This window comes from Pseudomonas sp. TWP3-2, assembly GCF_049897765.1.
In the GTDB taxonomy this organism is placed as follows: Bacteria; Pseudomonadota; Gammaproteobacteria; order Pseudomonadales; family Pseudomonadaceae; genus Aquipseudomonas.
Map to the genome: position 1 here is coordinate 25,594 of NZ_JAFCWW010000012.1, position 21,273 is coordinate 46,866.

Here is a 21,273-nt window from a genome sequence, read left to right on the forward strand (position 1 = left end):
TCATGTTCAAGCGAAACACCTTAGGCCTCGGAGGCGCCACCCTGTGTGGCGCCCTGCTGGTCAGCGGCTGTGCCAATCACATGTCACAGCGCAGCGAGCACGAGGAACGTATCGAGCGCAAATTGCTCGATCACAGCCTGCAAATTGATGTCGGCGAGCCCAAGGTGCTTGAGCTGCCGCAACGCCGCGTGAAGATTCACGAACAGAAGACTTTCGAAGTCACCGAGTTCGAAGTCAGTCGGCATTACGACCGCTACACGCCGTACCAGCCCTGGCGAGAGGTCTACGAGATCCCGCTGGGGGTGGTCGCGGTGGTCGGCGGTGTCGGCGCAAACATAGTCAACGTGTTCGCACTCGGCAATTTGCCGGATAGCGTCACGCGTGACTGGTTCAGCTACGGTTTCGCCGGGCTCAACCCGTTCATGAACGTGCAATCCAACGGACGCGCGCAGCAGAACCTGGCCGGCATCGACGAAGTGCAGCGCGACAAACGCACCGAGTATTCGAGCCTGCCGTGGAGCGAGCGCCCGGTGCAGGTCAAGGCCGGCAAGCAGACTTTCGACATGACCACCGATCGCAATGGTGTGTTGCGCCTGAATCTGCTGGACAGTCCGTTCGCCGAACATGACTTGAATCATCTGGGCAAATTGCAGATCACTGTCGAAGACGGCAAGGATGACGTGCACACCGACTCGACGCTGGCAATCAGCCCGGGTCTGCGCGGCAAATTGCTGGAGGCTCACGGACTGATTTATGAAGATCTGGAAGACGACGAAGTGAGCCAGTGGGTACACCGGGTCAAACGCTTGTCGGAACTGGGTCTGGAAGAAGAAGCCAGCGAGCTGGAACAGAGCCTGATCGAACTGACCCGCAACGATCCTGAGTTGCAGGCCGAGTTTCTCAAGTCTTTGACCAAGGATGCCGGGCGACTGGTGGCGGATCCGGGACCGAATTAAGGCTGAAAGCATCGCGGGCAAGCCCGCTCCCACAAGGTTTTGGGTGTTCACATAATTTGTGTTTCACACAGAACACTGTGGGAGCGGGCTTGCCCGCGATGGCAATCTCGAACTCACCGAAAAACTACCGCTCAAACAACTCCATCTGCTCAAACCCGCCGCGCAAATCCTCCAGCCTCACGCCGACCCCAAGCAACCGCACCGGTTTGCCACCCCGATTGAACGCCTGCGTCAGCATCAACTGATAACTGCCCAAGTCCCGCCCTGCCCCAGCCTGCTCCAGCGTGGTCTGGGTGAAATCGTGAAACTTCACTTTGACGAACGGCTTGCCCGGCCGGTAGCTGCTGTCGATGCGTTCCATGCGGTTTTTCAGGGTCTCCAGCAATTCCGGCAGTTTGTCGAGACAGCTGCGCAGATCCGGCAGATCCACGTCGTAGGTGTTTTCCACGCTGATCGACTGACGGCGACTGTCGTTGTGCACCGCACGCTCATCAATCCCACGCGCCAAGCTCCACAATCGCTCGCCGAAACTGCCGAATTCGCGCACCAGCGTCAGCTTGTCCCACTCGCGCAGGTGTTGACAGTCAACAATGCCCAACCGGCCAAGCTTGTCGGCGGTGACTTTACCCACACCGTGCAACTTGCTCACCGGCAGTCCACTGACAAACTCTTCGACTTGATCCGGGGTTATCACGAACAAGCCGTTGGGCTTCTTCCAGTCGCTGGCGATCTTCGCCAAAAACTTGTTCGGCGCCACTCCGGCGGAAACGGTGATGTGCAACTGATTGGACACGCGGCGACGGATATCCTGAGCGATCCGCGTAGCACTGCCGCCGAAATGCGCACTGTCGGAGACGTCGAGATAGGCTTCGTCCAGGGACAACGGCTCGATCAGGTCGGTGTAATCGCTGAAGATCGTATGGATTTCTCTGGACGCTTCGCGGTAGGCATCCATCCTTGGCTTGACGATGGTCAGGTCCGGGCACAGCTTCAAGGCATGCCCGGAAGACATCGCCGAACGCACACCGTAGGCGCGCGCTTCATAGTTGCAGGTGGCAATCACCCCGCGCCGATCCGCCGACCCGCCCACCGCCAGCGGCTTGCCGGCCAGGTTCGGGTCATCACGCATCTCAATGGCGGCGTAGAAACAGTCGCAGTCGACGTGGATGATTTTTCGCTGAGTCATGACAGAAAAGGCAACGTGGCGAGCCGGATCGGCAGTATCTCACTGACACCTGTATATAGCACCAGTGGTAAGAAGGTTCTTTTGCACCTGTAGGAAAACCCGGATGAATTTATTTTATTAATCGAAAAGCGGGATCCAATAGAGCTACAGCCCTTGCCCCGCCTGCGCCTCAGCCCCGCAAGCCGTCTCAGTCAAACGGCTAACTGATTGAACCTTAAGCTTTTTATCCAGATTGCGGGTTGACACCCCGGCGATCCTCTGTAGAATGCCGACACACAGACGCGGGATGGAGCAGTCTGGTAGCTCGTCGGGCTCATAACCCGAAGGTCGTCGGTTCAAATCCGGCTCCCGCAACCAAACATCAAAAAAGGCTACTCGAAAGAGTGGCCTTTTTTGTGCGCGTCAGTTTCTTCCTTTATAGAGAGCTGCTTATGCGTCTGCGTTGCAAAGGAATTCTTTAAGATTCCGGAACTTAGCGCCGCCCTGCGACAGAATGACGCGATTTGGCATTTATTTGAATCTTCTCGAGATTAGCGGTTGACACCCCGCCGTTCCTCTGTAGAATGCCGCCACACAGACGCGGGATGGAGCAGTCTGGTAGCTCGTCGGGCTCATAACCCGAAGGTCGTCGGTTCAAATCCGGCTCCCGCAACCAAACATCAAAAAAGGCTACTCGAAAGAGTGGCCTTTTTTGTATCTGTCGAAAAAGTCCTTTCGCAACAATGATCTGTCACTGTGCAGTGAACCGCTCAGGATCATCAAACCTGCTGTGCTGCGACTATGCTTGAGTCGCGGGCAACGGGTCTGCTATCCATGAGATGCCCTCGCCGATCCTCGGTGGGAGGCGTAATATTTTGTGATTATTTTTTCCTACAGGGATTGGTAACTTGGCTGGATACCTCCATCCTGTCGCGCACAATCCAAGAGGTGATTGATGCGCGCCAACTCGTCTGATCCACAAGACTCCGTCACAGCGACCCAACCGATCAAGCCCGAGCGTTTACGCCTGCTGGATCGAATCAGCAAATACCGGCAGCCAATTGGTCTGGCCGTCACTCTGCTGCTGTTCGCCATCGCGCTGATTGCCTGTCGTCATCTGCTCAGCGAGCTGGATCTCGATGCGCTCCACGACTCTATTCTCGACGTTCCGCGACCGGCATTGCTCGGTGCTCTGGGCGCGACTGCGATCGGCTTCATTATTCTGCTGGGCTATGAATGGTCGGCCAGTCGTTACGCGGGCGTGACGCTGCCGCCGCAAACCCTGGCCATGGGCGGCTTTACAGCCTTCGCCATTGGCAACGCGATCGGGCTGTCGCTGCTGTCCGGCGGCTCGGTGCGCTACCGTTTATATGCAAGGCATGGGCTGGGGGCGTCGGAAGTCGCGCACATGACCCTGTTCGCCAGCCTGTCTCTTGGCTGCGCCCTGCCCCCGCTGGCGGCCCTCGCCACACTGAGCGACTTGCCTGCCGCTTCCCAGGCCTTGGGACTGTCCGAGATGTTGCTGGGCAGCGTCGCCTCGGTGGTGCTGCTTCTCGGCGCAGCTTTGGCTGTCGGCATCTATCGCCGGCGCCTGCCGGAACAGCCTTACCGTGACAACCTGCTGGTCAAGGCCGGCCGCCGCACCCTGCGCCTGCCGGGTCGGCGCCTGACCTTCCTGCAACTGATCATCACCGCCCTCGACGTCGCCGCTGCCGCCACCGTGTTGTATCTGCTACTGCCGGAAGCGCCGCCATTTGGCGCGTTCCTGCTGGTGTATCTGTTGGCACTGGCCGCCGGTGTGCTCAGCCATGTGCCGGGCGGCGTTGGTGTGTTCGAAGCGATTCTGCTGGCTGCCTTTGCCGACAAACTGGGTGCCGCGCCGCTGGCCGCTGCGCTGCTGCTGTATCGCCTGATCTATGTGGTGCTGCCGCTGCTAGTGGCCTGCGTACTGCTGCTGATCAACGAAGGCCAGCGCCTGTTTCAGTCGCAGACGATGCGTGCGGCTTCCGGTCTGGCAGCGCCGATTCTCGCGGTGCTGGTATTCCTGTCCGGCGTGGTGCTGCTGTTTTCCGGCGCGACTCCGGAAATCGACACTCGTCTGGAGCACATCGGTTTTCTGATCCCGCACCGCTTGGTTGACGCTTCGCACTTTGGCGCCAGTCTGATCGGCGTGCTGTGCCTGCTGCTGGCTCAAGGCTTGCGTCGCCGCTTGTCCGCAGCGTGGATGCTCACCACCATTCTGCTGCTGGTCGGCGCCCTGCTTTCGCTGCTCAAGGGTTTCGATTGGGAAGAAGCGCTGTTGATGACGCTCACCGCGAGTCTGCTGGGGGTGTTCCGCCGCTCGTTCTATCGCCCGAGCCGTTTGACCGAGTTGCCGTTCTCGCCGCTGTATCTGGTCGCCAGCCTGTGCGTGCTCGGTGCCTCGACCTGGCTGCTGCTGTTCGCCTATCAAGACGTGCCGTACAGCCATCAACTGTGGTGGCAGTTCACCCTCGATGCTGACGCACCGCGTGGTCTGCGTTCGTTGCTCGGCGCTGCGGTGTTGTTGATCGTGATCGCCCTGACCTGGCTGCTGCGTACTGCGCGCCCGGTGATCCACCTGCCGACACCAGAGGAGCTGGAACGCGCCTCGAAGATTCTGATGTCCTCGGCACAGCCGGATGGCGGCCTCGCCCTGACCGGTGACAAGGCGCTGCTGTTCCACCCCAACGACGAAGCCTTCCTGATGTACGCCCGCCGTGGGCGCAGTCTGGTGGCGCTGTACGACCCGATCGGCCCCGGCCAGCAACGGGCGGAAATGATCTGGCAGTTCCGTGACCTGTGCGACATCTATCACGCCCGCCCGGTGTTCTACCAAGTGCGCGCCGAGAACCTGCCGTACTACATGGACATCGGCCTGACCGCGATCAAACTCGGCGAAGAAGCCCGGGTCGATCTGATTCGCTTTGACCTGGAAGCCAAGGGCAAAGAGATGAAAGACCTGCGTTACACCTGGAACCGTGGCACCCGCGATGGCCTGTCGCTGGAAATCCACGAGCCGGGGCATGCACCGATGGATGAGCTCAAGGTGATTTCCGATGCCTGGCTGACCGGCAAGAACGTGCGCGAGAAAGGCTTCTCCCTCGGCCGCTTCAGCGACGATTACCTGAAGCATTTCCGCATCGCGGTGATTCGCTTCGAAGGCCGCCCGGTGGCGTTCGCCAATCTGCTCGAGACTTACAGCCATGACCTGGCCAGTCTCGACCTGATGCGCGCACACCCGGACGCGCCGAAGCTGACCATGGAATTCATGATGGTCGGCCTGATTCAACACTATAAGAGTCACGGATACGCGCGCTTCAGCCTGGGCATGGTGCCGTTGTCGGGGTTGCAACCCCGCCGTGGTGCACCGCTGACCCAGCGTCTGGGCTCGATGGTTTTCCGCCGTGGTGAGCAGCTGTACAACTTCCAAGGCTTGCGCCGCTTCAAAGACAAGTTCCAGCCTGACTGGGAACCCCGTTATATGGCCGTGCCCGCCGGACTCGATCCGCTGGTGGCGCTGGCCGACACTGCTGCCCTGATCGCGGGCGGCTTGACTGGATTGGTGAAACGCTGATGATTCAACGCTCCCTGAAGTACATCCTGGCCGCACTGATCGTGCTGGCGGTGATTGCCGGCGGCGGTTTCTGGTACCTCAAACGCCCGGCACCGGAACCGACCCTCGAACAGCTGAAAGCGGCCGATGGCACGGCCATGATCCGCGTCATCCCCGGCACCAAGCCCAAGGCTCAGGTGCTGGTGGCCGTCACCGACGAACAGAAACTCAGCGACAAGCAACTGAGCACCCTGAGCCGCAGCGCCTCGGCGCAGATCGTTCAGGTGATTCTGCCCAAGGACTGCCTGCTGCAAAGCCGCGCCCTGCAAACCGGCCTGCGTGAACTGAACGGCCCGGCCACACTGGTCAGCGGCATCGGCCCTGGCGCCGTACTGGCCTGGCGCTGGTTGTCCGAGCAGAAAGACGACAAGGCCCAGGCCATTTCCGTCGACCTCGCACTGGAGAAACCCGGCTGCACTCACTTGCTGCCGAAAGCCGCTGCCCACGGCCATTGGCTGGTGGCGTGGAACGACAACCCGGACGACGCCAGCGCAGGGTTCGTGCGTGATCAACCGAACGCCGAAACCAGCATCAGCGACTACGACATCAATCTGCCGCAAGTGCTGAACAACGAACTGCGCAAAATCCTCGTCGGCGGCGACAAAGCTGCCGGTGGTCTGCAGATTCCAGTGGTAGAAGTCCCGGCCGGTCAGGCCAAAGACACCGTGACCCTGTTTCTTTCCGGTGACGGCGGCTGGCGCGACCTCGACCGCGACGTGGCCGGCGAAATGGCCAAGATTGGCTACCCGGTGGTCGGCATCGACACCCTGCGCTACTACTGGCAGCACAAGAGCCCGGAGCAAAGCGCGCTGGATCTCACCGAACTGATGCAGCACTCCCGGCAGAAATGGGGCACCAAGCGCTTCGTCCTCACCGGTTACTCGTTCGGCGCTGACGTCTTGCCGGCAATCTACAACCGCCTGCCTGAAACGGAACAGCAACGCGTCGACGCAATCATCCTGCTGGCCTTCGCCCGCACCGGCAGCTTCGAAATCGAAGTCGAAGGCTGGCTCGGCAACGCCGGCAAAGAAGCCGCCACCGGCCCGGAAATGGCCAAACTGCCAGCGGCCAAAGTGGTGTGCATCTACGGTGAAGAAGAGGCCGATGAAAGCGGCTGCACCGACAAGACTGCGGTTGGCGAAGCGGTGAAGCTGCCTGGCGGGCACCACTTCGACGAGAATTATCCGGCGCTGGCCAAGCGTCTGGTGGAATTGATCGAGAAGCGCCAGAGCAAGGACTCGGTCGCCGAAGAGTGATCTGAAGCGCACCCACAAAAAGCCCCCGCCACTTCGCAGTTGCGGGGGCTTTTTATTGTTCGTAGCACCGCATATCCCTGTCGGAGCGGGCTTGCCCGCGATAGCGGTGGATCAGTCACAAATTCATGCACTGACACACCGTCATCGCGGGCAAGCCGGCTCCCACAGGGTTCTTGGCGGGGTTTGGATAGTTAACAGCCACAAAAAAGCCCCCGCCAGTCGCAAGACTGACGGGGGCGTTTGGTTGAGGCAGGCTTACATCTCGACCTGCGTCCCCAACTCAATCACCCGGTTCAGCGGCAGATTGAAGAAACGCAGATTGCCATTGGCATTCTTCAACATGAACGCGAACAACGCTTCACGCCAGCGGGCCATGCCTTCGAGTTTCGAGGCGATCACTGTTTCGCGGCTGAGAAAGTACGTCGTACGCATCGGGCTGAAGTCGAGGTCATCCAGATGACACAGCTTCAGCGCCTGCGGCACGTCCGGCTCGTCGGTGAAGCCGAAGTGCAGGATCACCCGGAAGAAGCCGTCACCGTAAGCATCCACTTCGAAACGCCGTGATGGCGGCACGCGCGGGATGTCTTCGTAGACCACGGTCAGCAATACCACCTGCTCGTGCAGCACCTGGTTATGCAGCAGGTTATGCAACAGCGCGTGCGGCACGGCGTCGGAGCGCGCGGTGAGGAACACGGCGGTGCCCTGCACGCGGTGCGGCGGTTGCACGCGGATGCTGCTGATGAAGATTGGCAGCGGCAGCGCGCCTTCGTCGAGGCGCTCGACCAGCAACTGCTTGCCGCGCTTCCAGGTGGTCATCAGCACGAACAGCGCGATACCGGCGATCACCGGAAAGGCACCGCCCTGAACGATTTTCGGCACGTTGGCGGCGAAGTACAGACCGTCCACCAGCAAAAAGCCGAGCAATACCGGAACCGCGAAAATCGGTGGCCATTTCCACAGCAGCAGCATGACTGCCGACACCAGGATCGTGGTCATGAGCATGGTGCCGGTCACCGCCACGCCGTAAGCCGAAGCCAAGGCGCCGGAGGATTCGAAACCGAGCACCAGCAACACCACGCCGACCATCAGCGCCCAGTTCACCGCGCCGATGTAGATCTGGCCCTGCTCGTCGCTGGAAGTGTGCTGAATGTACATGCGCGGAATGTAACCGAGCTGAATCGCCTGACGGGTCAGCGAGAACGCACCGGAAATCACCGCTTGCGAGGCGATCACCGTGGCCATGGTCGACAGGCCGACCAGTGGAATCAACGCCCAACTCGGCGCCAGCAGGTAGAACGGGTTGCGCGCCGCTTCCGGGTTTTCCAGCAGCAATGCGCCCTGGCCGAAGTAGTTCAGCACCAACGCCGGGAGCACGAGGATGAACCAGGCGCGGGCAATCGGCTTGCGGCCGAAGTGGCCCATGTCGGCGTACAGCGCTTCGGCACCGGTCAGTGCCAGCACCACAGCGCCGAGGATCGCCACGCCCATGCCCGGGTGCACGACGAAGAAATTCACCGCCCACATGGGGTTCATCGCATGCAGCACTTCAGGCGAGTGGCTGATGCCATAGACACCGAGGGCACCGAGCACAAGGAACCAAGTGACCATGATTGGCCCGAAGAGAATGCCGATCCGCGCCGTGCCGTGCTTCTGGATCAGAAACAATGCGACCAGCACCACCAGCGACAGCGGCACCACCCAGTGATCGATACCATCGAACGCGAGGCCCAGACCTTCAATCGCCGACAGTACGGAAATCGCCGGGGTGATCATGCTGTCGCCGTAAAACAGCGCCGCGCCGATCAGCCCGCAGACCACCAATAGCGAGCGCAATTTCTTGCGTTCACCCGCTGCCCGCCGCGCCAGTGCCGTAAGCGCCATGATCCCGCCCTCGCCTTGGTTGTCGGCGCGCAGCACGAACATCATGTACTTGATCGAAACGACCCAGATCAGCGACCAGAAGATCAACGACAAAATGCCCAGCACCCCGTCGTGATTAACGGCCACGCCATAGCCGCCGGAAAACACTTCTTTAAGGGTGTACAGCGGGCTCGTGCCGATATCGCCGTAAACCACCCCGACCGCCGCGACCAGCATGCTCAGCGGCTTGGAGGCCGAACCCTCGGCGCCTGCCGCGTGACTACTTGCCTGACCCATCCAACAACTCCTGATTCCAGACCGGCTTCGTTGAGCGAAGCACTATGCTTTGTGTGCAGCATGCGCGTTTTTACGCCCTGTAACAGACGTTTTCTTGACTGTAAAAATTCAGTAAAGCGCAAAGGCGCGAAGCATAGCGCAGCACTCGTCGTATTTCCCTGCATAAAGCTGGTCAAGTGCGCTGTCCGCCGATAGAATTGCGCACTTTTTGATCAGAGGCGCAGTTCAAGCGCCCATCCGTCGATTCCCGAGTCAGGTGATCGATGTCACAAATACCGAGGTTAGACATGTCCACCACTCCTGCGCCAGCCAATCCCAAGGTTGGCTTCGTATCCCTGGGTTGCCCGAAAGCTCTGGTCGACTCCGAACGGATCCTGACCCAGCTGCGCATGGAAGGCTATGACGTGGTGTCCACTTATCAGGACGCCGATGTCGTGGTGGTCAACACCTGCGGCTTTATCGACTCGGCCAAGGCTGAATCGCTGGAAGTGATCGGTGAAGCGATCAAGGAAAACGGCAAGGTGATCGTCACCGGCTGCATGGGTGTGGAAGAAGGCAACATCCGCAACGTGCACCCGAGCGTGCTGGCCGTGACCGGCCCGCAGCAGTACGAGCAAGTGGTCAACGCCGTGCACCAAGTCGTGCCGCCGCGCAAAGATCACAACCCGCTGATCGATCTGGTGCCGCCGCAAGGCATCAAGCTGACCCCGCGTCACTACGCGTACCTGAAGATTTCTGAAGGCTGCAACCACAGCTGCAGCTTCTGCATCATCCCGTCGATGCGCGGCAAACTGGTCAGCCGTCCGGTCGGCGACGTACTCGACGAAGCTCAGCGCCTGGTCAAATCCGGGGTTAAAGAGCTGCTGGTAATCTCCCAGGACACCAGCGCCTACGGCGTCGACGTCAAATACCGCACCGGCTTCTGGAATGGCATGCCGGTAAAAACCCGCATGACCGAACTCTGCGAAGCGCTGAGCACGTTGGGGGTGTGGGTGCGTCTGCATTACGTTTACCCGTACCCACACGTTGACGAGCTGATCCCGTTGATGGCTGCCGGCAAGATCCTGCCGTACCTGGACATCCCGTTCCAGCACGCCAGCCCGAAGGTTCTCAAGTCGATGAAACGCCCGGCGTTCGAAGACAAGACCCTGGCGCGAATCAAGAACTGGCGTGTGATCTGCCCGGATCTGATCATCCGTTCGACCTTCATCGTCGGCTTCCCCGGCGAAACCGAGGAAGATTTCCAGTACCTGCTGGAATGGCTGACCGAAGCCCAGCTCGACCGCGTGGGTTGCTTCCAGTACTCGCCGGTGGAAGGCGCACCGGCCAATGATCTGGATTTGGAGATCGTGCCGGACGACGTCAAGCAGGATCGCTGGGATCGCTTCATGGCGCACCAGCAGGAAATCAGCTCGGCGCGCCTGCAACTGCGCATCGGCCGCGAAATCGAAGTGCTGGTGGATGAAGTCGACGAGCAAGGCGCGGTTGGCCGTTGCTTCTTTGATGCACCGGAAATCGATGGCAACGTATTTATCGATAACGGCAGCAACCTCAAGCCGGGCGACAAGGTTTGGTGCAAGGTGACTGACGCCGACGAATACGACCTGTGGGCTGAGCAGATCTAAACGCAAAAATCCAAAAAGCCCTGCTCTCTTGACGAGATGCGGGGCTTTTTTACGGCTATCGTTTGTGAGGGGAAGGACTCCCTCACACATGACAAAGAGGCTAACGGGCATGCGCCACCATTCGGTCATCCACACACCGAAGCTCAGCGATTACCAGGAACTGACCCGGGTCTGGGAGGCCTCGGTTCGTGCCACCCATGATTTTCTGCCGGACAGCTATATCGAGTTGCTGCGTAATCTGGTGCTGACGCGCTATCTCGACGCGGTCATGCTGATCTGCACCAAGGACAGCCACCAGCGCATCACCGGGTTCGCCGGCGTGGCGGCCGGCAAGATCGAAATGCTGTTCATCGATCCGGCCAGTCGCGGCCAAGGGTTGGGCAAGAAGCTGCTCAATTACGCGATGCAGCATCTGAACGCCGATGAACTGGACGTCAACGAGCAGAATCCGCAAGCGCTGGGGTTCTACTTCAAGCAAGGATTCGAAGTGATCGGCCGTTCGGAGGTCGATGGCATGGGTCAGCCGTATCCGTTGTTGCATATGCGCCTGCGCCAGAATCAACAACGCTCAGGCAACGGCTGAACATACTTGGATCCCACAAGAAATACGAACACCCTACAAATGGAACCGGGCTTAACCGGCGCCAGGCAGGTACAATGCCCACCCCTTTTTTGTTACGGCCGCTGAAATGACTGACCCGATTCGCCTCTCCAAACGCCTCATCGAACTGGTCGGTTGCTCCCGCCGGGAGGCCGAGCTGTTCATCGAGGGCGGCTGGGTCACCGTGGACGGCGAAGTCATCGACGAGCCGCAATTCAAGGTCGAAGGCCAGAAAGTCGAACTCGACAAAGACGCCAAGGCCACCGCGCCAGAGCCGGTGACCATCCTGCTCAACGCCCCGGCCGGTATCGACGTCGAGAGCGCCATGCAGTTGATCAGCGCTGAAACCCTCAGCGAAGAACACCGCTACGGCAAACGCCCGTTGCGTGGGCACTTCCTGCGTCTGACTGCCAGTGCCGACCTGCAGGCGAATGCCAGCGGTCTGTTGGTGTTCACTCAGGACTGGAAGATCCTGCGCAAGCTCACTGCCGACTCCGCCAAGATCGAGCAGGAATACGTAGTCGAGGTTGAAGGCGACATGGTTGCCCATGGCCTCAACCGCCTGACCCACGGCCTGAGCTACAAGGGCAAGGAGCTGCCGGCGGTCAAGGCCAGCTGGCAGAACGAAAACCGTCTGCGCTTCGCCATGAAAAACCCGCAGCCAGGAATCATCGGCCAGCTCTGCCAGGCGGTAGGCCTGAAGGTGATCAGCGTGCGCCGCATCCGCATTGGCGGCGTGTCCATCGGCAAGGTGCCGGTCGGCCAATGGCGCTACCTGTCCGGCAAAGAGAAGTTCTGACAACTCTTATTTGCCGCCACACATTTTTGGCATTGCCCCCGCGCGATGCCCACAGCGAACGATCAGGATTGCCCACATGATTCATAACGACGTTTTGCGCAGCGTGCGCTACATGCTCGACATCAGCGACAAGAAAGTCATCGAGATCACCAAGTCCGGCGGCATGGAAATCGCGCTGGAAGACCTGGTGAAATACCTCGACAAGAAAGAACAAGACGAAGAAGGCTTCGTGCGCTGCCCGGACGAAGTCCTCGCGCACTTCCTCGACGGTCTGGTGATCTTCAAGCGTGGCAAGGACGAAAGCCGTCCGCCGCAGCCAATCGAACTGCCGGTGACCAACAACATCATTCTGAAAAAACTGCGCGTGGCCTTCGAGCTGAAAGAAGACGACATGCACGCAATCCTCAAGGCTGCCGAGTTCCCGGTATCCAAGCCTGAGCTGAGCGCACTGTTCCGCAAGGTCGGCCACACCAACTATCGTGCGTGCGGCGACCAGTTGCTGCGCAACTTCCTCAAAGGCCTGACCCTGCGCGTTCGTCCGCAGTAAGCCAATGACCTACAGCGTGTCCCCCATCGGCTTCGTCCGCTCCTGCTTCAAGGAGAAGTTCGCCATCCCGCGCCAGCCACAACTGGCGCCTGCTGCCCGTGGCGTGCTGGAACTGGTGGCGCCTTTCGATCAGGGCGATGCGGTGCAGGGTCTGGAACAGGTCAGCCATGTGTGGCTGCTGTTCCTGTTCCATCAGGCGCTGGAAGACAAGCCACGACTGAAGGTGCGCCCTCCTCGTCTTGGAGGTAACAAGTCCATGGGTGTATTTGCTACCCGCGCGACGCATCGGCCGAACGGCATCGGTCAATCGGTAGTGAAGCTGGACAAGGTTGAAGCCAATCGACTGTTCATTTCCGGCATCGACCTGCTCGACGGCACGCCGGTTCTAGACATCAAACCCTACGTGCCTTACGCCGACATCATCGAAAGCGCCTCCAACAGCATCGCCAGCGCGGCGCCGCAGTTGATCGACGTGCAGTGGACGGATGCGGCGCTGCACCAGGCGCATGGGCATGCTCTGCGGCTTGCTGAGCCATTGGTCGAGCTGATCGAGCAATGCCTGGCGCAGGATCCGCGCCCGGCGTATCAGACGCCCGCTCCAGAGCGTGAATATGGCGCGCAGTTCTGGGATCTGGATGTGCGCTGGCATTATCCGACGCCGGAGCAGATCCGCGTCCTCGAAGTCATTCCCGCCGAAGCATAAACCCCGCAAACGAAAAAGCCCCGATTGCCTGAGCAGGCAATCGGGGCTTTCTGTTGGTGCTTACTTCTCGACGAACGCGCGCTCGATCAGGTAATCACCCGGCTCGCGCATACGTGGCGAAACCTTCAGACCGAAGCTGTTCAACACTTCGCTGGTTTCGTCGAGCATGCTCGGGCTGCCGCACAGCATGGCGCGGTCGTCCTGCGGGTTGATCGGCGGCAGGCCGATGTCGCTGAACAGCTTGCCGCTGCGCATCAGATCGGTCAGGCGACCTTCGTTCTCGAACGGCTCGCGGGTCACGGTCGGGTAGTAGATCAGCTTGTCGCGCAGTGCTTCGCCGAAGAACTCGTTCTGCGGCAGGTGCTCGGTGATGAATTCGCGGTAGGCGACTTCATTCACGTAACGAACGCCGTGGCACAGGATGACTTTTTCGAAACGCTCGTAGGTTTCCGGGTCCTGAATCACGCTCATGAACGGCGCCAGACCAGTGCCGGTGCTCAGCAGGTAAAGGTGTTTGCCTGGCTTCAGGTCGTCCAGCACCAGCGTGCCCGTAGGCTTCTTGCTGATGATGATCTCGTCGCCTTCCTTCAGATGCTGCAACTGCGAGGTCAGCGGGCCATCCGGCACCTTGATGCTGAAGAACTCCAGATGCTCTTCCCAGTTCGGGCTGGCAATCGAGTAAGCGCGCATCAGCGGGCGGCCGTTTGGCTGCTGCAGGCCGATCATCACGAACTGCCCGTTCTCGAAGCGCAGGCCCGGATCGCGGGTGCACTTGAAGCTGAACAGGGTATCGTTCCAGTGATGAACACTGAGGACACGCTCGTGGTTCATGTTGCTCATGTACGTGGGACTCCTGGGAATTAGTCAGCGCGGACTCTTCTGAGCGAATGCCGATAGTGCGCAATTGCATCGCATTCTAATAGCGACGACAATATCTGTTAACTGAATTATTAAGATAAGGGTTATCGGTTATATCGATATGCGATTTACTCTTCGTCAACTGCAAGTCTTTGTCGCCGTCGCCCAGCAGGAAAGCGTGTCCCGTGCTGCGGGCCTGCTGAACCTCTCGCAGTCGGCGGCGAGCACCTCGATTACCGAACTGGAGCGCCAGTCCAGCTGCCAGCTGTTCGACCGCGCTGGGAAACGACTGAGCCTAAACGCCCTCGGCAAGCAGCTGTTGCCACAAGCGGTAGCCATGCTCGACCAGGCCAAAGAAATCGAAGACCTGCTCAACGGCAAATCCGGTTTCGGATCACTGTCGGTCGGCGCGACCCTGACCATCGGCAATTACCTCGCGACCCTGCTGATCGGCAGCTTCATGCAGCGCCATCCCGAGAGCCAGATAAAGCTGCACGTGCAGAACACTGCCAACATTGTGCAACAAGTAGCCCACTATGAAATTGATCTGGGTCTGATCGAAGGCGACTGCAGCCATCCGGACATCGAAGTGCAGAGCTGGGTCGAGGATGAACTGGTGGTGTTCTGCGCTCCCCAGCATCCGCTGGCCCAACGCGGTAGCGCGACCATGGAAGAACTCACTCACGAAGCCTGGATTTTGCGCGAGCAAGGTTCAGGCACGCGCCTGACGTTCGATCAGGCGATGCGTCATCATCGCAGTGCGCTGAATATCCGCCTTGAGCTTGAGCACACCGAAGCGATCAAACGCGCGGTGGAGTCAGGACTGGGGATTGGCTGCATCTCGCGCCTGGCCCTGCGCGACGCGTTCCGGCGTGGCAGTCTGGTGCCGGTGGAAACGCCGGATCTGGATCTGGCGCGGCAGTTCTATTTCATCTGGCACAAGCGCAAGTACCAGACTTCGGCCATGCGCGAATTCCTCGAGCTGTGCCGCGCCTTCACCGCCGGGGTGCAGCGCAGCGACGAGATCGTGCTGCCGAGCATCGCTTAAAGCAGAATCACCGCCCACACCAGCGCGATCATGGTCAACGCCACAAACTGTGCGGCGCTGCCCATGTCCTTGGCGTTCTTCGACAGCGGGTGCAATTCCAGTGAGATGCGGTCGATGGCCGCCTCGACTGCCGAGTTCAGCAACTCGACGATCAGCGCCAGCAGGCACACGGCGATCAGCAGCGCCTGCTCGACCCGGCTGACATTCAAGAAGAACGACAACGGAATCAGCACGGCATTCAGTAGCACCAGCTGGCGGAACGCCGCTTCGCCGGTGAAAGCTGCGCGCAAGCCATCCAGCGAATAACCGGACGCATTGAGGATGCGTTTCAGGCCCGTCTGGCCTTTGAAAGGTGACATAAAGTAGATAACCGACCGAAGAGAAGTGGGGAAGCTAGAGCAACAAAAGTCAAAAAAGCGTGAAGACGCCAACCTTTACTGACTCGGAATTGACTCAAGTTGTTGCAGCAGTAAAGCCGCTTGCGTGCGCGTGCGCACATTCAGCTTGCGAAAAATAGCCGTGACGTGGGCCTTGATGGTCGCTTCGGAGACGCTCAGCTCGTAAGCAATCTGCTTGTTCAGCAGACCTTCACAAACCATGGTCAGGACGCGGAACTGCTGCGGTGTCAGGCTTGCAAGACCATCGCTGGCAGCTTTGGCCTCGGCGGACACGCTGACCGCTTCGAACGCCTGCGGCGGCCAGAACACATCACCATCAAGTACCGCTTTGACCGCTTGCTGGATCACATCCAGTGGGCTGGACTTGGGAATGAAGCCACTGGCGCCGAATTCCCGGGATTTGACCATCACCGAAGCTTCTTCCTGCGCCGAAACCATCACCACCGGAATCTGCGGGTATTGCCCGCGCAGCAACACCAGCCCGGAGAATCCGTAAGCGCCGGGCATGTTCAGATCCAGCAGCACCAGATCCCAATCGGCCTTCTCGGTCAGGCGCGCTTCCAGTTCGGCGATGCTCGCCACTTCCACCAGTCGCACATCCGGGCCAAGGCCCAGCGTCACCGCTTGATGCAGTGCGCTACGAAAAAGTGGGTGATCATCGGCAATCAGGATGTCGTATGTGGCCATTTTTCAAATGATCCTGTTTTTGATGGCGGATCCGATGCATTCGGATCGCCAAGGCGAATCAAGATGCCAGCACTTTTGCAGTGGCATCCACAGGGGCACGTTCAACGCCAATCACAGACAAAACGGCGTTTCAAAGCCTGGCCGCACCCCAATCGGCGCCAAGCATGACCAGCGAAGCCTGGGTGGTCAAGCAGCGCGGTCAGTGCTTTAGCAGTATGGCCAGTATCAGGCCGGTACAGGTTGCGCGTTTCGTACAAACGGCAGCAGTTCTGCGTGAGCCGGGGTCGACAGATTGACGTCGAGTTGCTGTTTGGCGCCCAGGTAATGCTGGCTGAACACGTCAAAATAGGCATCCAGGGCCGAGGCGGCGTCGCTGTCACCTGCCAGTTCCAGACACAGCGCCGCCACTTCGGCGGTGCACAGATGCTCGCTGCGCGTTGAGCGGCGCAGGCGGTAGCGCGAAAGTTTGTCGGGCAGCAGGCTGAGGATCGGCAAGCGGTCGAAATACGGGCTCTTGCGGAAAATCTTGCGCGCTTCGGTCCAGGTCGCGTCCAGCAGAATGAACAGCGGACGCTTGCAGCTATCCACATCGACCGTGTTGGTCACCCGCGATGGCTCGACGTATTCACCGGGGAACACCAGATACGGTTGCCATTGCGGATCGCTCAGCAGCGCGAGCAACTGTTGATCAGGCTCAGTGCGCGACCAGATGAATGCATGGTTGTCGCGTACGATGTCGGCGATCAGCCACCCGGTATTGCTCGGCTTGAACACTTCCTTGCCGGTCATGATCAGACACACGCCGGAGCGCGTATCGACGGTTGGTCGCCAGGCACACAGGCAATGACTGATGATCACCCGGCAATCGCGACAGCGTTCCGAGCGAAAGCCACGGGCCTGAATCGGCTTGATGCCTTCGTCCTCGCGTTGATCCCGCAAGCGGGCTACAGCGTTGGGATGATTCATTGCGGACGGTGCCAGCAGACAGGGGAACTCGACACGAACAGCACTCAGGGGCAATAAAGGCCGGCAGTTTACCAGAGCGACGGCCACAAGCCTGTACCCTCCCGACCGGCTCCCCTATAATTCGCCGCCACTGAACGCACAGTCACGTGACGGGTCGAACCACCAGTCACTGAACCAGGAGAGTTTCATGCTGCGCCTTATCGTTCCCACCGCTGCCATTCTGCTAGCGTCGTCCTTCGCCGCTCAAGCCGCGTCCCTGAGTGAGCAGAATCTCAACCGAGAGCTGCGCAACGTTGCCGCACAAAGCAGTGTCGGCACGCCGCGGGCGATCAGCGAGGACATCCTTGATCAGGGCTACACCGTTGAAGGCACCACGCTGATCAACCACCTGAGCGTGCAAAGCAGCCACGCGGAAAAAATGCGTGCCGACCCCAAAGCCGTGTATTTCCAGTTGGGCGCCTCTGTTTGCAACAACCCGTCGTACCGCAAACTGATGGCCAAGGGCGCGATCATGCGTTACGACTTCACCGAAGTGAAAACCAACCGTGCAGTTGGCTCTGCCAGCTATCAGGAATCGGATTGCCCGAAAGCCGGCCCGGCGAAGAAGAAGTAATCAGCGAGAATTGGCGCGCCGCTGTTCATCCTCGGCGCGCAGCTCGGCCAGCAAGGCCTGCAAATAGCGCGAGCGGCGCTCTCCGCCTGAAAGACGTCGGCAACACTCCTCTTCGAGACTCAAATGATTGGTCTCGGCTGCTGCTTTCAATAATCGATACAGCTGCGTATCGATGTCCAGAATCACTCTGGTCATAAGCCCTGCCTCCATGCCACCCGCAAATCCTTAATAGCCTGCACCTTGCGTACGATCGCTGACGCAAAGCTGTGGTATCACGTCTGTACTTTAGTAAATCAGAGGGTTGCTCACCCGGAGCAGCTTCGGACGAGTGGCGAAAGCACTTTGCAAAACCACAATAAGCAGTTGCCAGCAAAGACATTGCGGCGTAATCATCAAGTCAGCGAAAAATCACCCGAGGGTCTAGATTCAACGTATTCCCGCTCACCGTTTCGCGGCAGGAAAGGAGCTGCCGAGTAGAGGATTTTTTGCAGCACGGCACTGACGCTGCCCGTCAGCGCCCAAGGCACTGTGCAGAAGGAGAAGTTGAATGCCTTACCAACCGAATGACCTCCTCAGCCGTCATTTTCAGGAAAGCGGCCACGACCTCATCAGCAAGGTCGAAGAACAACTCAACCTGGTTTCCCCCAACAGCCCGAACATTCCGATCTATCGCGACATGATTCTGACCGTGCTGCGCATGGCCCAGGAAGATCACAACCGCTGGAACGCCAAGATCACCCTGCAAGCCCTGCGTGAACTCGAGCAGGCATTTCGCACGCTCGAACAATTCAAGGGTCGGCGCAAGGTCACGGTATTCGGCTCGGCGCGCACCCCCGTCGAACATCCGCTGTACGCGATGGCTCGAGAACTGGGCGCCGAACTGGCCCGATCCGACATGATGGTGATCACCGGTGCTGGCGGCGGCATCATGGCCGCCGCCCATGAAGGTGCGGGCCGCGATCACAGTCTGGGGTTCAACATCACCCTGCCCTTCGAACAACATGCCAACCCGACGGTGGACGGCACCAACAACTTGCTGCCATTCCACTTCTTCTTCACGCGCAAACTGTTCTTCGTCAAGGAAGCCGACGCACTGGTGCTATGCCCAGGCGGTTTCGGCACGCTGGATGAGGCACTGGAAGTGCTGACCCTGATCCAGACCGGCAAGAGTCCGCTGGTGCCTGTGGTGTTGCTGGACACGCCGGGCGGTAAATTCTGGCAAGGCGCGCTGGATTTCATTCGCCAGCAGCTGGAAGAAAACCGCTACATCCTGCCGAATGATTTGAAGTTGGTGCGTCTGGTCTACAGCGTCGAAGAGGCGGTGCAGCAGATCAACGAGTTTTACAGCAACTTCCACTCCAGCCGCTGGCTCAAGCGCCAGTTCGTGATTCGTATGCACCACAAGCTCAGTGACCAAGCGCTGGAGCATATGCAGGAAGCGTTTGCCGATCTGTGCCTCAGCGACCAGTTTCATCAACACGCCTACAACGGCGAGGAACACGACGACGCGCAGTTCAGCCACTTGGCACGACTGGCGTTTGCGTTCAATGCCCGAGATCACGGACGTTTGCGAGAACTGGTGGATTACATCAATCAGTCGGAAAACTGGGCATCTTCCAAACCACCGACCTCACAACGCGCCCGTGAACCATTGAAGGTAACTTAGAGGCAAAAAAAAACGGCCCGCTATCGAAATAGCGGGCCGTTTTTTTGAATCGTTTAATCGTCCATGCTTCTGCCGCTGAACAAGCGGTTGATCAACTCCATCGAGAACCCGCGGTACGCCAGAAACCGGCCTTGCTTGGCTCGCTCTCTGGCATCAATGGGTAAATGCCCCGAGAACTTGCGTCGCCAAGTGTCCTCAAGCTGCGCCTGCCAACTGATCCCGCTCTCGCGCAGGGCGAGTTCGATATCAGGGCGTTGCAAACCACGCTGACTAAGTTCCTCGCGTATGCGCAACGGACCATAGCCAGAGCGGGCGCGGTAGGAAACATAGCTTTCGAGGTATCGGGCTTCGGAGAGCAGACCCTCTTCCGTCAAACGGTCGAGGGCTGTTTCGATCATCTCGGGTGAAGCGCCGCGCTGACTGAGCTTACGTGTCAGCTCGACTCGACCATGCTCGCGACGTGCGAGCAGGTCCATGGCGCATCGCCGCACCGCGACGAGGGTATCGAGTACAACGACGGATTTCATCGCTGCAATCAGATGTCAGCGTCAGCCAGATCGTCTTCGGTCTCTTTCACCGCAGCAGCAGCCTTGGAGTCGATGACGGTCGGCGTCAGCAGCTTGTCACGCAGTTGCTTCTCGAGCTTCTTGGCGATTTCCGGGTTGTCTGCCAAGAACTTGGCCGAGTTGGCCTTGCCCTGACCGATCTTGGTGCCTTCGTAGGCATACCAGGCCCCGGACTTCTCGACGAAACCATGCAGCACGCCCAGGTCGATCATCTCGCCGTTGAGGTAGATGCCTTTGCCGTAAAGAATCTGGAACTCGGCCTGACGGAACGGCGAAGCAACCTTGTTCTTCACAACCTTGACGCGGGTTTCGCTACCAACTACTTCGTCGCCTTCCTTCACCGCGCCGGTACGGCGGATGTCGAGACGAACCGAAGCATAGAACTTCAACGCGTTACCACCGGTGGTGGTTTCCGGGCTACCGAACATCACGCCGATCTTCATGCGGATCTGGTTGATGAAGATTACCAGGCAGTTGGCGTTCTTGATGTTACCGGTGATTTTACGCAGCGCCTGGGACATCAGACGGGCTTGCAGGCCCACGTGCATGTCGCCCATTTCGCCTTCGATTTCAGCCTTCGGCACCAGTGCTGCCACGGAGTCGACGATGATCACGTCAACTGCGTTGGAGCGCACCAGCATGTCGGTGATTTCCAGAGCCTGTTCGCCGGTGTCCGGCTGGGAAACCAGCAGGTCGTCGACGTTGACGCCGAGCTTGCCGGCGTACTCAGGGTCGAGGGCGTGTTCGGCGTCGACGAATGCGCAGGTCGCGCCGGCTTTTTGCGCCTGGGCGATCACGGACAGTGTCAGCGTGGTTTTACCGGAAGATTCAGGACCGTAGATCTCGACGATCCGACCTTTTGGCAGACCGCCAATGCCGAGCGCGATGTCCAGACCCAGAGAGCCAGTGGAGATAGCCGGGATCGCCTGACGGTCCTGATCGCCCATACGCATTACGGCACCCTTGCCGAATTGACGTTCGATCTGACCCAGGGCCGCAGCCAAGGCTTTCTTCTTGTTGTCGTCCAT

The 21,273-nt window shown here is 59.4% G+C and carries 20 protein-coding genes and 2 tRNA genes; 13 read left to right on the forward strand and 9 right to left on the reverse strand.

Annotated features, from left to right (window positions below):
* The first annotated feature begins 2 nt into the window (after positions 1 to 2).
* Positions 3 to 956: a hypothetical protein gene (locus ACP7EE_RS18190; RefSeq protein WP_426235695.1), complete on the forward strand. Its 954-nt coding sequence runs from the start codon at positions 3 to 5 to the stop codon at positions 954 to 956.
* 124 nt (positions 957 to 1,080) lie between these two features.
* On the opposite strand, the gene dinB is transcribed toward ACP7EE_RS18190, so the two are convergent.
* Positions 1,081 to 2,142, reverse strand: coding sequence for a DNA polymerase IV (dinB, locus tag ACP7EE_RS18195; protein ID WP_426235697.1), 1,062 nt, complete (start codon positions 2,140 to 2,142; stop codon positions 1,081 to 1,083).
* Between the two features lie 280 nt (positions 2,143 to 2,422).
* Here dinB and ACP7EE_RS18200 point away from each other — a divergent pair.
* The 4 genes from ACP7EE_RS18200 (at position 2,423) to ACP7EE_RS18215 (ending at position 7,011) form a co-directional block, all read left to right on the forward strand.
* Positions 2,423 to 2,499: transfer RNA gene (locus ACP7EE_RS18200), tRNA-Met, on the forward strand.
* Positions 2,500 to 2,720: 221 nt separating this feature from the next.
* Positions 2,721 to 2,797 (forward strand) — tRNA-Met (locus tag ACP7EE_RS18205).
* A 279-nt stretch (positions 2,798 to 3,076) separates the two neighbouring features.
* Complete coding sequence (gene mprF / locus ACP7EE_RS18210) at positions 3,077 to 5,716, forward strand: bifunctional lysylphosphatidylglycerol flippase/synthetase MprF (protein WP_426235699.1); 2,640 nt, start codon at positions 3,077 to 3,079, stop codon at positions 5,714 to 5,716.
* A complete protein-coding gene (locus ACP7EE_RS18215; protein WP_426235701.1) occupies positions 5,716 to 7,011 on the forward strand; it encodes a virulence factor family protein in 1,296 nt (431 codons plus the stop codon). The genes mprF and ACP7EE_RS18215 overlap by 1 nt, the downstream gene beginning before the upstream one ends.
* A gap of 255 nt (positions 7,012 to 7,266) precedes the next feature.
* Here ACP7EE_RS18215 and ACP7EE_RS18220 read toward each other — a convergent pair whose 3' ends face one another.
* On the reverse strand, positions 7,267 to 9,108 hold the full coding sequence (locus ACP7EE_RS18220) for a potassium transporter Kup (protein ID WP_420648382.1): 1,842 nt from the start codon (positions 9,106 to 9,108) through the stop codon (positions 7,267 to 7,269).
* 347 nt (positions 9,109 to 9,455) lie between these two features.
* Here ACP7EE_RS18220 and rimO point away from each other — a divergent pair, with 347 nt between their 5' ends.
* The 5 genes from rimO to tsaA all read left to right on the forward strand — a co-directional run bounded on the left by rimO (position 9,456) and on the right by tsaA (position 13,443).
* Positions 9,456 to 10,793 (forward strand): 30S ribosomal protein S12 methylthiotransferase RimO, encoded by a 1,338-nt coding sequence (gene rimO / locus ACP7EE_RS18225; protein WP_426205489.1) that lies wholly within the window; start codon positions 9,456 to 9,458, stop codon positions 10,791 to 10,793.
* 109 nt (positions 10,794 to 10,902) lie between these two features.
* The gene (locus ACP7EE_RS18230; RefSeq protein WP_426235811.1) at positions 10,903 to 11,376 is read left to right on the forward strand and encodes a GNAT family N-acetyltransferase; all 474 of its coding nucleotides are present in this window, start codon (positions 10,903 to 10,905) and stop codon (positions 11,374 to 11,376) included.
* A gap of 106 nt (positions 11,377 to 11,482) precedes the next feature.
* Entirely contained in the window at positions 11,483 to 12,193 is a 711-nt protein-coding gene (locus tag ACP7EE_RS18235; RefSeq protein ID WP_426235703.1) for an rRNA pseudouridine synthase, read from the forward strand.
* A 76-nt stretch (positions 12,194 to 12,269) separates the two neighbouring features.
* Positions 12,270 to 12,740: a DUF1456 family protein gene (locus ACP7EE_RS18240; protein WP_420648255.1), complete on the forward strand. Its 471-nt coding sequence runs from the start codon at positions 12,270 to 12,272 to the stop codon at positions 12,738 to 12,740.
* 4 nt (positions 12,741 to 12,744) lie between these two features.
* Entirely contained in the window at positions 12,745 to 13,443 is a 699-nt protein-coding gene (gene tsaA, locus ACP7EE_RS18245; RefSeq protein ID WP_426235705.1) for a tRNA (N6-threonylcarbamoyladenosine(37)-N6)-methyltransferase TrmO, read from the forward strand.
* A gap of 60 nt (positions 13,444 to 13,503) precedes the next feature.
* Here the strand turns inward: tsaA and fpr are convergent, their stop codons facing one another.
* On the reverse strand, positions 13,504 to 14,283 hold the full coding sequence (fpr, locus tag ACP7EE_RS18250) for a ferredoxin-NADP reductase (protein WP_003443014.1): 780 nt from the start codon (positions 14,281 to 14,283) through the stop codon (positions 13,504 to 13,506).
* 139 nt (positions 14,284 to 14,422) lie between these two features.
* Here fpr and ACP7EE_RS18255 point away from each other — a divergent pair, with 139 nt between their 5' ends.
* Positions 14,423 to 15,349, forward strand: a complete 927-nt coding sequence (locus tag ACP7EE_RS18255; protein WP_426205486.1) for a LysR family transcriptional regulator — start codon at positions 14,423 to 14,425, stop codon at positions 15,347 to 15,349.
* On the opposite strand, the gene ACP7EE_RS18260 is transcribed toward ACP7EE_RS18255, so the two are convergent.
* The 3 genes from ACP7EE_RS18260 to ACP7EE_RS18270 form a co-directional block, all read right to left on the reverse strand.
* The gene (locus tag ACP7EE_RS18260; protein WP_420648258.1) at positions 15,346 to 15,708 is read right to left on the reverse strand and encodes a diacylglycerol kinase; all 363 of its coding nucleotides are present in this window, start codon (positions 15,706 to 15,708) and stop codon (positions 15,346 to 15,348) included. The two genes, ACP7EE_RS18255 and ACP7EE_RS18260, sit on opposite strands and share 4 nt — an antisense overlap.
* A 75-nt stretch (positions 15,709 to 15,783) precedes the next feature.
* Positions 15,784 to 16,434, reverse strand: a complete 651-nt coding sequence (gene erdR, locus ACP7EE_RS18265; RefSeq protein ID WP_420648259.1) for a response regulator transcription factor ErdR — start codon at positions 16,432 to 16,434, stop codon at positions 15,784 to 15,786.
* A 225-nt stretch (positions 16,435 to 16,659) separates the two neighbouring features.
* Entirely contained in the window at positions 16,660 to 17,400 is a 741-nt protein-coding gene (locus ACP7EE_RS18270) for a tRNA-uridine aminocarboxypropyltransferase (protein WP_426235708.1), read from the reverse strand.
* A gap of 187 nt (positions 17,401 to 17,587) precedes the next feature.
* Between ACP7EE_RS18270 and ACP7EE_RS18275 the strand changes: the two genes are divergently transcribed.
* Positions 17,588 to 18,013: a PA3611 family quorum-sensing-regulated virulence factor gene (locus ACP7EE_RS18275; protein ID WP_420648261.1), complete on the forward strand. Its 426-nt coding sequence runs from the start codon at positions 17,588 to 17,590 to the stop codon at positions 18,011 to 18,013.
* Here ACP7EE_RS18275 and ACP7EE_RS18280 read toward each other — a convergent pair whose 3' ends face one another.
* On the reverse strand, positions 18,014 to 18,208 hold the full coding sequence (locus ACP7EE_RS18280; protein ID WP_420648262.1) for a hypothetical protein: 195 nt from the start codon (positions 18,206 to 18,208) through the stop codon (positions 18,014 to 18,016).
* 352 nt (positions 18,209 to 18,560) lie between these two features.
* On the opposite strand from ACP7EE_RS18280, the gene ACP7EE_RS18285 reads away from it, so the two are divergent.
* On the forward strand, positions 18,561 to 19,679 hold the full coding sequence (locus ACP7EE_RS18285; protein WP_426235710.1) for a TIGR00730 family Rossman fold protein: 1,119 nt from the start codon (positions 18,561 to 18,563) through the stop codon (positions 19,677 to 19,679).
* Between the two features lie 53 nt (positions 19,680 to 19,732).
* On the opposite strand, the gene recX is transcribed toward ACP7EE_RS18285, so the two are convergent.
* Positions 19,733 to 20,206 carry a recombination regulator RecX gene (gene recX, locus ACP7EE_RS18290; RefSeq protein WP_420648264.1) on the reverse strand — a complete coding sequence of 158 codons (474 nt, stop codon included), beginning with the start codon at positions 20,204 to 20,206 and terminating at the stop codon, positions 19,733 to 19,735.
* Positions 20,207 to 20,214: 8 nt separating this feature from the next.
* A complete protein-coding gene (gene recA, locus ACP7EE_RS18295) occupies positions 20,215 to 21,273 on the reverse strand; it encodes a recombinase RecA (RefSeq protein WP_420648265.1) in 1,059 nt (352 codons plus the stop codon).